This is a genomic window from Kocuria himachalensis (assembly GCF_054784195.1).
Genome location: NZ_BAAGPL010000019.1, coordinates 518,063 through 532,191, shown reverse-complemented (window position 1 = coordinate 532,191; position 14,129 = coordinate 518,063). Strand labels below are relative to the sequence as shown.

Below are 14,129 nucleotides of genomic sequence, written 5' to 3'. Positions count from 1 at the left end.
GTGGCCGTGTCCTGCACCCTCGGCGACGGAGGGGGGATCAGGCCATCCAGCCCTCGACCACGCCCTTGCCGAAGAACACCACGAAGGCCGCCGCCACCACGTACATCAGCGGGTGGACCTCCTTGCCGCGGCCCTGCACGAGGCGGATGAAGACGTAGGAGACGAAGCCCGCGCCGATGCCGTCCGCGATGGAGTAGGTGAACGGCATGACGGCGAACGTCAGGAAGGACGGTACGGACAGGCCCCAGTCGTCCCACTCGATGCGCACGACCTGCTTGGCCATGAGGAAGCCCACCACGACCATGGCCGGGGCCACGGCCTCGAACGGGACCACGTTGACCAGCGGGGTGATGAACATGGCGAGCAGGAACAGCACGCCGGTGACCACGTTGGCCAGGCCGGTGCGGGCGCCGTCGGCGATGCCGGTGGAGGACTCCACGAAGATCTGGTTGGAGGACACGGAGCCCGCGCCGCCGGCGATCGCGCCGGCGGCGTCCACGAGCAGGACCTTGTCCACGTTCTGGATCTGCCCGTTGCGGCCCACGAGCCCGGCCTGCTGGGAGAGCCCGACCATCGTGCCCATCGCGTCGAAGAAGATCGAGAGCAGGATCGTGAAGATCAGCAGGGCCGCGGCGAGGGCGCCGAGGCTCTGGATGGCCTCGAACGGGGCGGCCGAGCCCACGAGGGAGAGGTCCGGCAGCGCCACGAAGGAGGTGGGGGCCGCGGGCACGACGAGCGACCACCCGGTGGGGGCGTCCACCGAGGAGCCGGACGGGACGACCGCCTCGAGCACGTGGGCGAGGATCGTGGTGGCGACCACGGCGATCAGGATCGCGCCGCGGACGTTGCGGACGATGAGGGCCACGGTCAGCAGCAGGCCGACCACGAACGTGAGCATGGGCCAGCCCAGCAGCGTCCCGCCGTCGCCGAGCTGCACGGGCACGGTGGTGCCGGCGGCGTCCGGGATGCGGCGCACGAAACCGGCGTTCACGAAGCCGATCAGGGCGATGAACAGGCCGATGCCCACCACGATGGCGGTCTTCAGGGAGGCCGGCACGGCGTTGAACACGGCGGTGCGGAAGCCGGTGAGCACCAGGACGAACATGATCAGGCCCGCCCACACCACCAGACCCATCACCTGGGGCCACGTGAGCTCCGGGGTGGTCACGATCGTCACGGCGAGGAACGCGTTGACGCCCAGGCCCGTGGCGATCGCGAAGGGTGCGCGGGCCACGACGCCCATGAGGATGGTCAGCACCCCGGCGACGAGCGCCGTCACGGCGGCGACGCGCTCCCCGCCCAGGACGTTGCCGGCGCCGTCCGGGCCGTAGCCGAGGATCAGCGGGTTGAGCACCACGATGTAGCTCATCGCGATGAACGTCGCCACGCCGCCGCGGACCTCGCTCGTCACCGAGGAGCCGCGCTCGCTGATCTTGAAGAAGCGGTCCAGGCCGTTGCGCGGTGGACCGGAGGGAGTCTCGGTGGAGACGGAAGCGGAGGATGCCATGGCGGTCCTTCAGGGACTCGACGGGAGGGAGCACGACTCCACGAGGAGCACTCCCGGGCTGACGGCGGCACCGGCGTGCCACCGTGACGACACTACCTTCCTGCGTCCGGGCGCGTCCCGGGCCCGTCGCGGGCCCGTCGCGGGCGCGGAGGCGACCGGGACGGGACGCGGGTGCGGGCCGACCGGGCCTCGCGCTCGGCGCTGTTGCACAGATCGGCCCTCGTGTCCAGCTCTGTGTCCCGTCACGTCGGTTCATGGCGGTTTGTGACGTCCGGCGTGACTGTCCTGCGGGACCCGCGAACAATCGACGGTATGACACAGACGACGCGTGCGCCCCGCGCTGCCCGGAAGCCGAAGCCCGAGGGGCAGTGGAAGGTCGACGGCCGGGATCCCCTGAACCCGAACGAGGTCTTCAAGCAGGCCGACGACGGGCTCAACGTGCGCACCCGGATCGAGGAGGTCTACTCGAAGCACGGCTTCGCCTCGATCGACCCGCAGGACCTGCACGGACGCTTCCGCTGGTGGGGGCTCTACACCCAGCGCAGGCCGGGCATCGACGGCGGGCGGACGGGCTCGCTGTCCGACGCCGAGATCGAGGACGAGTACTTCATGATGCGCGTCCGGCTCGACGGAGGTGCCCTCACCCGCGAGCAGCTGCGGGTGCTCGGGCAGATCTCCGCGGACTTCGCGCGGGACTCGGCCGACATCACGGACCGGCAGAACATCCAGTACCACTGGATCCGCGTGGAGGACGTCCCGGAGATCTGGCGCCGGCTCGAGGACGCGGGCCTGGACACGGTCGAGGCCTGCGGGGACGTGCCGCGCGTGATCCTGGGATCCCCGCTCGCCGGGATCGCCGAGGACGAGATCATCGACCCCACCCCGGTGATCGAGCAGATCAAGTCCACCTGGATCGGCTCCCCGGAGTTCTCCAACCTGCCGCGCAAGTACAAGACCGCGATCACCGGCCACCCGTCCCTGGACGTGGTGCACGAGATCAACGACTGCGCGTTCGTGGGCGTGGTCCACCCCGAGCTCGGCCCCGGCTACGACCTGTGGGTCGGTGGCGCCCTGTCCGTGGTGCCGTTCCTCGGCAAGCGCCTCGGCGCCTTCGTGACGGAGGAGCAGGCCCCCGCGGTGTGGAAGGGCGTCACCAGCATCTTCCGCGACTACGGCTACCGGCGGCTGCGCAACCGCGCCCGGCTGAAGTTCCTGGTCCAGGACTGGGGGCCGGAGAAGTTCCGGCAGGTGCTCCAGGACGAGTACCTCGGCTACGAGCTCGCCGACGGCCCCGCGCCGGAGAAGGCGGCCACCCCCGGCGACCACATCGGCGTGCACCGGCAGAAGGACGGCCGGTTCTACATCGGCGTGGCCCCGCGCGTGGGCCGCGTCTCCGGGGCGAAGCTGCTGGCCCTGGCCGACGTGATGGAGAAGTACGGCTCTGACCGGCTGCGCACCACCCCGCACCAGAAGCTCGTGCTGCTCGACATCGAGGAGGCCGACGTCGAGAACGCCGTCGCCGACCTCGACGCCCTGGACCTGCCGGCGAGGCCCTCCGCGTTCCGCCGTTCGACCGTGGCGTGCACCGGCATCGAGTACTGCAAGCTCGCGATCGTCGAGACCAAGCAGACCGCCTCCGACACGATCGACGAGCTCGAGCGTCGGCTCGACGGCGTGGAGCTGCCCCACCCCATCTCGATGCACGTCAACGGCTGCCCCAACTCGTGCGCGCGCATCCAGACCGCGGACATCGGGCTCAAGGGCCAGCTGCTGCCCACCGAGGACGGCGGGCAGAAGCCCGGCTACCAGGTCCACCTGGGCGGCGGGCTCGCCGCCGACGACCGCGCCGAGGCCGGCCTGGGCCGGACCGTGCGCGGGCTGAAGGTGTTCCAGGACGACCTCGCCGACTACGTGGAGGGACTGGTCCGGCGCTTCCTGGCCCAGCGCACCGGGGACGAGAGCTTCGCCGAGTGGACCCACCGGGTCGAGGAGAGTGAACTCGCATGACCGACACGGGCACCCGCCCCGCCCTGCGCGACGAGCAGCAGCTGCGCGACCTCGCGGCGGCCGGCGCCGCCGCCCTGCACGCCGAGCTCGACGCCGAGGGCCGGGTCCCGGCCGCGGGGGAGGCCTCCACGGAGGAGGCGATCCGCTGGGTCGCGGAGAACTTCGACCTGCGCAACGTCACCGTGGCCTGCTCGATGGCCGACGCCGTGCTCCCGGCCCTGGTCGCCGAGCAGCTGCCCGGCGTGGACGTGCTCTTCCTCGAGACCGGCTACCACTTCCCGGAGACCATCGGCACCCGGGACGCCGTGGCCCACATGCTCGACATCACCGTGGTCGACGCCCTCCCGGAGCTGACCGTGGCGGAGCAGGACGAGAAGCACGGCAAGGACCTCTTCGCCCGCGACCCGGGCCTGTGCTGCGCGATCCGCAAGGTGGCACCGCTGAAGAAGTCCCTCGAGGGCTACGAGGTGTGGTTCACCGGCGTGCGCCGCGACGAGTCCTGGACCCGCACCAACGCCCCGATGGTGACCTTCGACGAGACCCACAAGCTCGTCAAGGTCAACCCCATGGTCCGCTGGACCCTCGACGAGCTGGTCGAGTGGTCGCAGGACCACGGGGTGCCGACGAACCCGCTGATGGCGGAGGGCTACCTCTCCATCGGCTGCGCCCCCTGCACGCGGCCCACCGCCCCCGGCGAGGACCCGCGCGCGGGCCGCTGGGCGGGCAAGGACAAGATCGAGTGCGGCATCCACCTGTGAGCGCACCCACGACGACGGAGGCGAACGTGACCACCCCGACCACCGCCCCGGCCCCTGCGGAGGCCGGCGTGCACAGCAGCCTCGACGCGCTCGAGGCCGAGTCCATCCACATCCTGCGCGAGGTCGTGGCGGAGTTCGACCGCCCGGCCATGCTGTTCTCCGGCGGCAAGGACTCGGTGGTCATGCTGCACCTGGCCGCCAAGGCCTTCTGGCCCGGGCGGATCCCCTTCCCGGTGCTGCACGTGGACACCGGCCACAACTTCCCGGAGGTCCTCGGCTTCCGGGACCGCACCGTGGAGCGGCTCGGCCTGCGGCTGGTCGTGGCGAGCGTGCAGAACTACCTCGACGACGGGCGGCTGCTCGAGCGCGCCGACGGCACCCGCAACCCGCTGCAGACCGTCCCGCTGCTGGACGCCATCGCGGAGCACAGGTTCGACGCCGTGTTCGGCGGCGGCCGCCGCGACGAGGACAAGGCCCGCGCGAAGGAGCGGATCCTGTCCCTGCGCGACGAGTTCGGCCAGTGGGACCCCCGCAACCAGCGCCCCGAGCTGTGGAACCTCTACAACGGCCGGCACACCCCCGGCCAGCACGTGCGGGCATTCCCCATCAGCAACTGGACCGAGCTGGACATCTGGCGCTACATCGAGCGCGAGAACATCGAGCTGCCGCCCATCTACTACGCCCACGAGCGGGACGTCTTCCGCCGTGACGGGATGTGGATGGCCGTGGGCGAGTTCTCGGCGCCGGCGGGGGCCGAGACCGTGGAGCGGCAGACGGTGCGCTACCGCACCGTGGGGGACATGTCCTGCACCGGCGCCGTGCTCTCCGGGGCGCGGACCGTGGCCGACGTGGTGGCCGAGGTCGCCGTCTCCACCCTCACCGAGCGCGGGGCCACCCGCGCGGACGACAGGATCTCCGAGGCCGCCATGGAGGACCGCAAGAAGGACGGGTACTTCTAGACATGACTTCCCCCAGCACCGTGACCGGGCACGCCCCCGCCGCCGGGCACGTCCCCACGATCGACCCCGGCTCGCTGTTCCGCTTCGCGACCGCGGGCTCCGTCGACGACGGCAAGTCCACCCTGGTGGGCCGGCTGCTCCACGACGCCAAGGCAATCCTCGCCGACCAGCTCGAGGCCGTGGGCCGCACCTCCGCCGAGCGCGGCTTCGGCGGCGGCACGGGCCGGCTCGACCTCGCGCTGCTCACCGACGGCCTGCGCGCCGAGCGGGAGCAGGGGATCACCATCGACGTGGCCTACCGCTACTTCGCCACGGACCGCCGCTCCTTCATCCTCGCCGACTGCCCCGGCCACGTGCAGTACACCAAGAACACCGTCACGGGCGCCTCGACGGCCGACGCCGTCGTGCTCCTCGTGGACGCCCGGCACGGCGTGGTCGAGCAGACCCGGCGGCACCTGGCCGTCGTGTCGCTGCTGCGCGTGCCGCACGTGGTCGTCGCCGTGAACAAGATCGACCTCGTCGACTACGACCAGGAGGTCTTCGACCGGGTCGCGGCCGACGCCACGAGCATCGCCGCCCGGCTGGGCATCGAGGACGTGCACGTCGTGCCCGTCTCCGCCCTGGAGGGCGACAACGTGGTGGAGCCCTCCGCGCGGACGCCCTGGTACTCCGGGCGGCCGCTGCTGCGGGTGCTCGAGGAGCTGCCCACGGTGGACGAGTCCGGCCGCGGCACCGCCCGCCCCTTCCGCTTCCCCGTCCAGTACGTCATCCGCCCGCAGGGCGGCACGGCGCCGGGCGCGGACGCCGGGGCGCTGCGGGACTACCGCGGCTACGCGGGCCAGATCGCCTCGGGCACCGTCGCGGTCGGGGACGAGGTCGTGATCCTGCCCGCGGGCAGGCGCACCACGGTCACCGGCATCGACGTGGCGGGCACCGCGCCCGCCCCCGGAGCGCCCCTGCCCGGGGAGCAGCTGACGGAGGCCGCGGCGCCGCTGTCCGTGACCCTGCGGCTGGCCGACGACATCGACATCGCCCGCGGCGACCTCGTCGCGAGCGCGGACGACGAGCTGCCGGAGCCCCTCCGGGACCTCGTCGCCTCGGTGGCCTGGCTTGGCGAGCGGCCCCTGCAGCCCCGCGCCCGCGTGCTCGTCAAGCACGGCGCCGCCACGGTCCAGGCCATGGTCGCCGAGCTCGAGGGGCAGCTGGACCTCGAGGAGCTCGTGCTGCGGGACGCGGCGACCCTCGAGCTCAACGACATCGGGCGGGTCCGGTTCCGGCTGGCCTCCCCGCTGCCCGTCGACCCCTACGACCGGCTGCGGCGCACCGGCGCCTTCCTGGTCGTCGACCCGGCCACGGGCAACACGCTCGCCGCCGGGCTCGTCCGGGACGCCTGAGGTGGCTCGGCAGCAGCCGTCGGACCTCGTTACGGTGACGGCCGGGGACGGCGGCCGGGCCGCCGGCGGACGCCGCCCGGGCTGGCCGCTGGTGCTCGTCTCCCTCGCGCTCCTGGCCGCCCTGACCGTGGCCGCCACCGTGCTGCGCGCCAACGGGACCCTCTCGGCCTGGGAGTACGCCGCGGTGGAGACCTCCGACGCCGCCGAGCTGCGGCTGGGCTACTTCGGCAACCTCACGCACGGACCCGCCCTCGTCGGGCTGGAGAACGACTACTTCGCCGAGGAGCTGGGGGACACCGGGCTGGCCACTCAGGTCTTCAACAGCGGTCCCACGGCGGTGGAGGCCATGAACGCCGGGTCGATCGACGCCGCGTTCGTGGGCCCCAACCCGGCGATCAACTCCTTCGTCCGCTCCCAGGGCCGTTCCCTCGCCGTGGTCGCGGGCGCCGCCTCCGGCGGGGCGCAGTTCGTGGTGCGTCCCGGGGTCACGGGCCCGGAGGACCTGGCCGGGCACACCGTCGCGAGCCCCGAGTTCGGCGGGACCCAGGACGTGGCCCTGCGCACCTGGCTCACCGAGCACGGCTACGAGGTGGACGGCGACGGCGAGCGCGCCGTGGCGATCACCCCCATGGCCAACGGCCAGACCATCTCGATGCTGCGCCAGGGTCGCGTGGACGGCGCCTGGCTGCCCCAGCCCTGGGCCACCCGCGCCGTCCAGGACGGGGCCCGGGTCCTCGTGGACGAGCGGGACCTCTGGGCGGACGGGCGCTACCCCACGACCGTCCTGGTGGTGCGCAAGGACTACCTGGAGCGTCATCCGGAGACGGTCGAGAGGCTCGTGCGCGGGCTGCAGCGGTCCGTGGACTGGCTGCAGGAGCACGAGGAGGAGCCCCGGCTGCTGGCCTCCACCCTGAACCGGGGCCTGGAGCAGGCGCAGACCGAGACGCTGCCCGAGGAGACGGTCGAGGGCGCCCTCGCGTCCATCGAGTGGACCACCGACCCCCTCGCGGACACCTACGCCGCGCTTCTCGCCGACGGCGTCACGGCCGGGACCACGGACGAGGCCCCGCTCGACGGGCTCGTGGACACCACGGCCCTCGACCGCGTCCGCTCGACCGAGGAGGCGGGCTCATGAGCACCACGACCACCACTGCGATCCGCCTGCACGGCCTCGGCAAGACCTTCGCCGCCGAGGACGGGCCCGTCCTGCAGGGCGTGGACCTCGACGTGGAGCGCGGGCAGTTCGTCGCGCTGCTCGGCGCCTCGGGCTGCGGCAAGTCGACGCTGCTGAACATCGTCGCGGGCCTCGAGGAACCGACCGAGGGCTCCGTGACCGTCCCCTCGGAGGGGGCGGCCCTGATGTTCCAGGACGCCGCGCTGTTCCCCTGGCTCACGGCGCGGCGCAACGTCGAGCTCGCCCTGGAGCTGCGCGGTGTCCCCGCCGCGCAGCGGCGGGAGCGGGCCGGGGAGCTGCTCGAGCTGGTCCGGCTGCCGCACGCGGCGGACAAGCGCCCGCACGAGCTCTCCGGCGGGATGCGCCAGCGCGTGGCCCTGGCCCGGGCCCTGGCCCAGGAGCGGGAGGTCCTGCTCATGGACGAGCCGTTCTCCGCCCTGGACGCCATCACGCGGGACCTGCTGCACGAGGAGTTGCTGCGCGTGTGGCGTGCCACCGGCCGGACGATCGTGTTCATCACCCACAACGTCGCCGAGGCCGTGCGGCTGGGCCAGCGCGTGCTGCTCATGTCCTCCCGTCCCGGGCAGGTGGTCCAGGAGTGGGACACCCGGCCGTGGAAGGACCCCGAGTCCTACGGCTTCGAGGGCAGCGCACAGTCGCTCGACGACACCCTCGGCGAGCTGACCCGCACCATCACCGCACGTCTGCGTGAGGAGATCAGCCGCCATGCGAAATGACACCGCCGTCCCCGCCGCGCCGCCGGCGGCCCCCGGGCCCCCCGCGCCCCGGGACGCCGAGCGGCCGGTCCCCGCCCCGCCCCCGGTGCCGCACGAGGACCGGGACGGCACCGGCGAGGAGCTCGCCGGGCTCGACGCCCTGCAGACCGAGCGCACGCGCAAGACCTCGGCCGGTGAGGTGTTCCGCACCAAGGTGGCCCCGCCCCTGGTCGCCCTGGTGGCCGGGCTGCTGCTGTGGCAGCTGCTGGTCGCGCTCCTCGGCCCCCGCCCGGACGTGATGCCCGGCCCGCTGGACGTCGCGCGGCAGTTCGGCGCGCTGCTCGGCGACGGCACCGTCCTGAGCGCCCTGGGCACGAGCCTGTGGCGGGGGATCAGCGGCTTCCTGGTGGCGGCGGCAGTGGCCACGCCGCTGGGGCTGCTCATCGCCCAGTGGCGCGGACTGCGCGACGCCGTGGGCCCGATCATCTCGGGCCTGCAGGTGCTGCCGTCGATCGCGTGGGTGCCCGCCGCGATCATCTGGTTCGGCCTGTCCGACGCCACGGTGTACTTCGTGGTGCTCATGGGCGCCATCCCCTCGATCATCAACGGCATGCTCGCGGGCGTGGACCAGATCCCGCCGCAGCTGCGCCGGGCCGGTCACGTGCTCGGCGCCCGGGGGTGGACCATGGCCAGCAAGGTCGTGCTCCCGGCGGCCCTGCCCGGGTACCTCGCCGGGCTCAAGCAGGGGTGGGCCTTCTCCTGGCGCTCGCTCATGGGCGCCGAGCTCATCGCCATCGGCGGGTCGATCGGCTTCGGCCTCGGCTCCCTGCTGGAGCAGGGCCGGACGGTCTCCAACATGGCGGTGGTGATGGTCGCCGTCCTGGCGATCCTCGTCGTCGGCATCCTCGTGGAGCTGCTGTTCTTCAACCCCGTGGAACGCCGGCTGCTGCGCGGGCGGGGGCTGCTCGGCCACCGGCCGTGAGCGTCCGCACCCAGGAGATTCTGCGAGAACTTCACTAATCTTGGACCCGGTCTACGTTGCGCGCGGTGCACGCCGTGCGCGCCATCGAAAGGAACCTAGTGGCTGACACCACCACCCGCCCCCTGCGCGTCGCCGTCATCGGCGCCGGCCCGGCCGGCATCTACGCCGCGGACATGCTCACCAAGTCCGAGCTCGTGAAGAACGGGCAGCTCGAGGTCAGCATCGACCTGTTCGACCGCTACCCGACGCCGTTCGGTCTCATCCGCTACGGCGTGGCCCCCGACCACCCCCGGATCAAGGGCATCATCACCGCGCTGCGCGCCATCCTGGGCCGCGGGGACATCCGCTTCTTCGGCAACGTGGAGTTCGGCCGGGACCTGACCCTCGCCGACTTCGGCGCCCACTACGACGCCGTCATCTTCGCGACCGGGGCCGTCTACGACGCCCCGCTGAACATCCCCGGCAACGACCTCAAGGGCGTGCACGGGGCCGCCGAGTTCGTGGCCTGGTACGACGGCCACCCGGACTTCCCGCGCACCTGGCCGCTCGAGGCCCGCGAGATCGCGGTCATCGGCAACGGCAACGTGGCCCTCGACGTCGCCCGCGTGCTCTCCAAGCACGCCGACGACATGCTCGTCACGGAGATCCCCGGCAACGTCTACCAGGGGCTCAAGGCGTCCCCGGTCACGGACGTGCACATCTTCGGCCGCCGCGGCCCCGCCCAGGTGAAGTTCACGCCCCTCGAGCTGCGCGAGCTCGCCAAGTCGCGGGACGTCGACATCGTCGTCTACGACGAGGACTTCCAGTACGACGAGGGCTCCGAGCGGACGATCGCCGAGAACAACCAGGTCAAGGTGATGGTCAAGACGCTCGAGAAGTGGCGGGCCGACGACTCCCCGCAGACCGCCTCCCGCCGGCTGCACCTGCACTTCCTGCAGAGCCCCCGCGAGGTGCTGGGGGAGGACGGCCGGGTCACGGGTCTGCGCATGGAGCGGACGCGTCTCAACGGCGACGGCTCCGTGTCCGGGACCGGCGAGCACGTCGACTACCCGGTGCAGGCCGTCTACCACGCGGTCGGCTACCTGGGCTCCCGGCTGCCCGAGCTGCCGTTCGACGACGGCCGCGGCGTGATCCCCAACGTGGAGGGCCGCGTCCTGGCCGAGGACGGCACCGTGCTGCACGGCCTCTACGCGACCGGGTGGATCAAGCGCGGCCCGGTGGGGCTGATCGGCGCCACCAAGTCCGACGCCCTCGAGACGGTCACCCACCTGCTGGAGGACCGCTCCGTGCTGCCGGGCGCCACCCGCCCCGACCCCGAGTCCGTCAACGACGTGCTCGAGGCCCGCGGCGTGGAGTACACCACCTGGGAGGGGTGGCTGGCCCTCGACGAGTACGAGCAGGGCCTCGGCCAGTCCTCCCACGACGCCGAGGGCAACCCGCGCGAGCGCGTCAAGGTGGTCGAGCGCGAGGAGATGGTCAGCGTCTCCCGCGAGGGCGTGACGGAGCCGGTCTCCTCGCCCGTCTGATCCGCGGGCCCGGCCGCCCTTCCGGGCCGCCGTGCTGAGCCGTGAGGGGCCGCGTCCTGCCGGGCGCGGCCCCTCACGCCTGTCGGACCGTGCGCCGGGCTACAGGCCCAGCAGCCCGCGGACGTGGTCGTTGAGGAACACCCCGTCCGGGTCCACCGCCGCCCGGGCGTCGAGGAAGTCCTGGAACCGCGGGTACACCGCGTGCAGGTGCTCCACGTCCTGTGTGTGCACGGTGCCCCAGTGCGGGCGGCCGCCGTGGGCCACGAAGATCTCCTCCGCCGCGGCGAAGACCTTGGGGTCGTACCTCCGCCAGTACTGCCGCAGCGCGATCCAGCCGGTCTCCCGGCCGTGGGCGGGGGAGAGCCAGGCGTCCTCCGCCGCGGAGCAGCGCACGTCCACCGGGAGCGAGAACGAGTAGTCGCGGCGCTCGATGAGCGTCTGCAGCTCACGGAAGGCCACGACGAGCTCCTCGACGGGCAGCGCGTACTCGGAGGAGACGAACCGGGTCCGGCGCGGCACGGTGAACACCCGGAAGGAGAGGTCGCTGTACTGCCGGGGGCTGTTCGTGAGGGCGTCGAGGCGGTTGAGCCCCGGCGTGGAGCGGGGCAGGGCGGTGGCCAGCTGGTTCAGCCCCGCGGTGAGCGTGTTGCGCAGCAGGGCGTCGTCGAGCCGGCGCACGGTGCGGGCCACGGGGGAGCCGGGCCGCGTGTAGGAGTCCGGGAGCTTGTGCAGGCGCGTCAGGATCCGGGTCTGGGCGGTGGCGGTGCCCGGCGTCCAGAAGAACTGGAAGTGGTCGGCCCCGGCCATCCGGCTCCCCAAGGTGTCCACGAGCTGGCCGAGGGGCTCCTTGAGCTCGGCCGCGTGCAGCCGGAACGTCGGCTCGCACTCCAGGGTGACGCTCGCGATGATCCCCACGGCTCCCAGGCCCACGCGCGCGGCCTCGAACAGCTCGGGGCGCTGCTCGGCGGAGCACTCCACCAGCTCGCCCCCGGCCGTGACCAGGCTCAGGGCGACCACCTGCTGGGAGAGGGAGCCGAAGGCCAGGCCGGTCCCGTGGGTGCCGGTCGAGACGGCACCGGCGACCGTCTGCCAGTCGTTGTCCGGCAGGTTGGTCAGGGCCAGACCGTGGGCGTCCAGCTCCTGGTTCAGGTCGCGGATCGTGGTGCCCGCGAGGACCGTGACCCGCTGGTTCTCCCGGTCGACGGCCGGCAGCCCGGAGAGCCCGGAGAGGTCGAGCAGGACGTCGGGGGCGAGGGGCAGCGCCGAGAAGCTGCACCCGGAGCCCACCGCGCGCACGCCCAGTCCGCGGCGCACGGCGGCGGCGACGCCCTCCGCGAGCTCCGGCACCGAGCTGGGGCGCAGGACGTGCCGGGGAGTGACGGAGTGCGTCCTGGCCCACGTGACCCACTCCTTCGTCCCGGTCTCGCCGGGCAGGGCGTCGGGCAACGAGACCTCGCTCATCGGCGGGACCGTCCTTCCTCGCAGGCAGGTGCACAGTGCGCCCTCATCCTCTCATCCCGGGGGCGCTCCGGCGCCCCGCACGCCCCCGTCCTGCCGCCCCGCCGCGCGTACCATCGGAGGCGAAGCCCGCGGCGGGACCGGAGCACCGCGGACCGAGGACGCGCACAGGAGGCAGCACCATGACCGACCACCCGTCCCCGGACCCGGAGCGCGAGGAGCCGCACGAGACCACGCTGGGCGAGGAGGCGGTGCGCGACCGCATCCCCTCGGGCGGCGGGCAGAGCCGGTCCCTCGACGCGACGGGGGAGGTCGTCGTGGGCATCGACGGCTCCGAGCAGAGCCTCGGGGCCCTGCGGTGGGCGGCCCGGGAGGCGCGCCGCCGGGGCCGCCCGGTGCGGCTGGTCACCGCGTACAGCCTGCCCGTGTTCTCCGGCTCGGGATTCGACACCGGCTACGCCACCGTGGACGAGGCGGCCCTCACCCAGGGCGTCGAGGAGCTGCTGAACCACGCGGCGGACCAGGTCCGGGACGTGGGGGTCGAGCTGCGGGCGACCGTCGAGACGGGGGACCCCTCCGGGGCCCTGCTCGAGCTGAGCCGCACCGCGGAGCTGCTGGTCCTGGGCTCCCGCGGCCGGGGCGGTCTGCTGGGCCGGCTGCTCGGCACGGTCTCCACGGCGGTGCCGGCGCACGCAAAGTGCCCCACGGGCGTGGTGCCCCTGCCGTGGGCGCAGCAGCACCTGGGCGCGGAGGAGCTCACGAGCAGCCGGGCCCTCGTGGACCGCGTGGTCGTCGGCTCGGACGGCTCCGCCCAGGCGCGGGCGGCCATGCTCTACGCCGCGGAGGAGGCGCGCCTGCTGGGCGTGCCGCTGACGGTGCTGTGCGCGCTCCCGCCCGTGAGCGGAGCGCTCGCGTGGATGCCCACGGCGGTGGACTTCGAGGCGATGTACGACGACGTCGCGCGGGCGCTGAACGGCGGCGTCGCCTGGCTCGAGAGCTGGTTCCCGGACCTGGAGATCGGCTCCGAGCTCGCGGACGGGGCGCCGGTGCAGGTGCTGGTCGAGCAGACCCGGCGCAACGGCCTGGTGGTGATGGGCACGCGCGGCCGGGGCGGGTTCGCCGGGATGCTCCTGGGCTCCACGTCGCAGGGTGTGCTGCACAACGCGGCCGGGCCCGTGCTGATCGTCCCGGACCGCTACGACGTGCGGATCGAGACCCGCACGGACTTCGACTCCGACGACGTCCGCCCCTGGGACGCCTGAGCGGGCCGGCTCAGCCCCAGCCCAGTTCGTGCAGGCGCTCGTCGTCGATGCCGAAGTGGTGGGCGACCTCGTGGATGACGGTGACCGTGATCTCCTCCACGAGCTCCTCGCGCTCCGCGCACATGCGCTGCAGCGGTCCCCGGTAGACGAAGATCCGGTCCGGCAGGGACCCGGCGCCCCAGCCGCCGTCCCGGGCGGTCAGGGGCACGCCCTCGTAGAGGCCGAGCAGCTCGGCGGAGTGCTCCGGCGGCTCCTCCTCGACGAGGATCACCACGTTGTCCATCGCCCGGAAGAGCGCGTCCGGGATCAGGTCGATGGCGTCGTCGACGGCGCCGTCGAACTCCTCGCGGGTCATCTCGATCACTCTCCCATTCCTACCGCACGAG

Annotated in this window: 12 protein-coding genes; 9 read left to right on the top strand and 3 right to left on the bottom strand. The window is 73.0% G+C overall.

The features are described from left to right. Positions 1-37 precede the first annotated feature (37 nt). Entirely contained in the window at positions 38-1,507 is a 1,470-nt protein-coding gene (locus ACYVM4_RS14880) for an NCS2 family permease (protein ID WP_368822093.1), read from the bottom strand. A gap of 312 nt (positions 1,508-1,819) precedes the next feature. On the opposite strand from ACYVM4_RS14880, the gene ACYVM4_RS14875 reads away from it, so the two are divergent. The 8 genes from ACYVM4_RS14875 to ACYVM4_RS14840 all read left to right on the top strand — a co-directional run bounded on the left by ACYVM4_RS14875 (position 1,820) and on the right by ACYVM4_RS14840 (position 11,023). After that, a complete protein-coding gene (locus tag ACYVM4_RS14875; protein WP_368822091.1) occupies positions 1,820-3,514 on the top strand; it encodes a nitrite/sulfite reductase in 1,695 nt (564 codons plus the stop codon). Continuing rightward, positions 3,511-4,272: a phosphoadenylyl-sulfate reductase gene (locus ACYVM4_RS14870; protein WP_460669022.1), complete on the top strand. Its 762-nt coding sequence runs from the start codon at positions 3,511-3,513 to the stop codon at positions 4,270-4,272. The genes ACYVM4_RS14875 and ACYVM4_RS14870 overlap by 4 nt, the downstream gene beginning before the upstream one ends. Before the next feature lie 26 nt (positions 4,273-4,298). Beyond that, a complete protein-coding gene (gene cysD, locus ACYVM4_RS14865; RefSeq protein ID WP_460669021.1) occupies positions 4,299-5,231 on the top strand; it encodes a sulfate adenylyltransferase subunit CysD in 933 nt (310 codons plus the stop codon). A gap of 2 nt (positions 5,232-5,233) precedes the next feature. Further along, a complete protein-coding gene (locus ACYVM4_RS14860; protein ID WP_460669020.1) occupies positions 5,234-6,625 on the top strand; it encodes a sulfate adenylyltransferase subunit 1 in 1,392 nt (463 codons plus the stop codon). Position 6,626: 1 nt separating this feature from the next. Beyond that, entirely contained in the window at positions 6,627-7,760 is a 1,134-nt protein-coding gene (locus tag ACYVM4_RS14855) for an ABC transporter substrate-binding protein (protein ID WP_460669019.1), read from the top strand. Next, positions 7,757-8,536: an ABC transporter ATP-binding protein gene (locus ACYVM4_RS14850; protein WP_460669018.1), complete on the top strand. Its 780-nt coding sequence runs from the start codon at positions 7,757-7,759 to the stop codon at positions 8,534-8,536. The genes ACYVM4_RS14855 and ACYVM4_RS14850 overlap by 4 nt, the downstream gene beginning before the upstream one ends. After that, positions 8,526-9,497: an ABC transporter permease gene (locus ACYVM4_RS14845; protein ID WP_460669017.1), complete on the top strand. Its 972-nt coding sequence runs from the start codon at positions 8,526-8,528 to the stop codon at positions 9,495-9,497. Before ACYVM4_RS14850 ends, ACYVM4_RS14845 begins: the two co-directional genes overlap by 11 nt. A 98-nt stretch (positions 9,498-9,595) precedes the next feature. After that, positions 9,596-11,023, top strand: coding sequence for an FAD-dependent oxidoreductase (locus tag ACYVM4_RS14840; protein WP_368830902.1), 1,428 nt, complete (start codon positions 9,596-9,598; stop codon positions 11,021-11,023). A gap of 99 nt (positions 11,024-11,122) precedes the next feature. On the opposite strand, the gene ACYVM4_RS14835 is transcribed toward ACYVM4_RS14840, so the two are convergent. Beyond that, positions 11,123-12,484 carry a D-arabinono-1,4-lactone oxidase gene (locus ACYVM4_RS14835; protein ID WP_368822081.1) on the bottom strand — a complete coding sequence of 454 codons (1,362 nt, stop codon included), beginning with the start codon at positions 12,482-12,484 and terminating at the stop codon, positions 11,123-11,125. Between the two features lie 179 nt (positions 12,485-12,663). Between ACYVM4_RS14835 and ACYVM4_RS14830 the strand changes: the two genes are divergently transcribed. Then, on the top strand, positions 12,664-13,743 hold the full coding sequence (locus ACYVM4_RS14830; protein WP_460669016.1) for a universal stress protein: 1,080 nt from the start codon (positions 12,664-12,666) through the stop codon (positions 13,741-13,743). Between the two features lie 10 nt (positions 13,744-13,753). Here the strand turns inward: ACYVM4_RS14830 and ACYVM4_RS14825 are convergent, their stop codons facing one another. Then, positions 13,754-14,107, bottom strand: a complete 354-nt coding sequence (locus ACYVM4_RS14825) for a metallopeptidase family protein (RefSeq protein ID WP_368822079.1) — start codon at positions 14,105-14,107, stop codon at positions 13,754-13,756. Between the last annotated feature and the right edge of the window lie 22 nt (positions 14,108-14,129).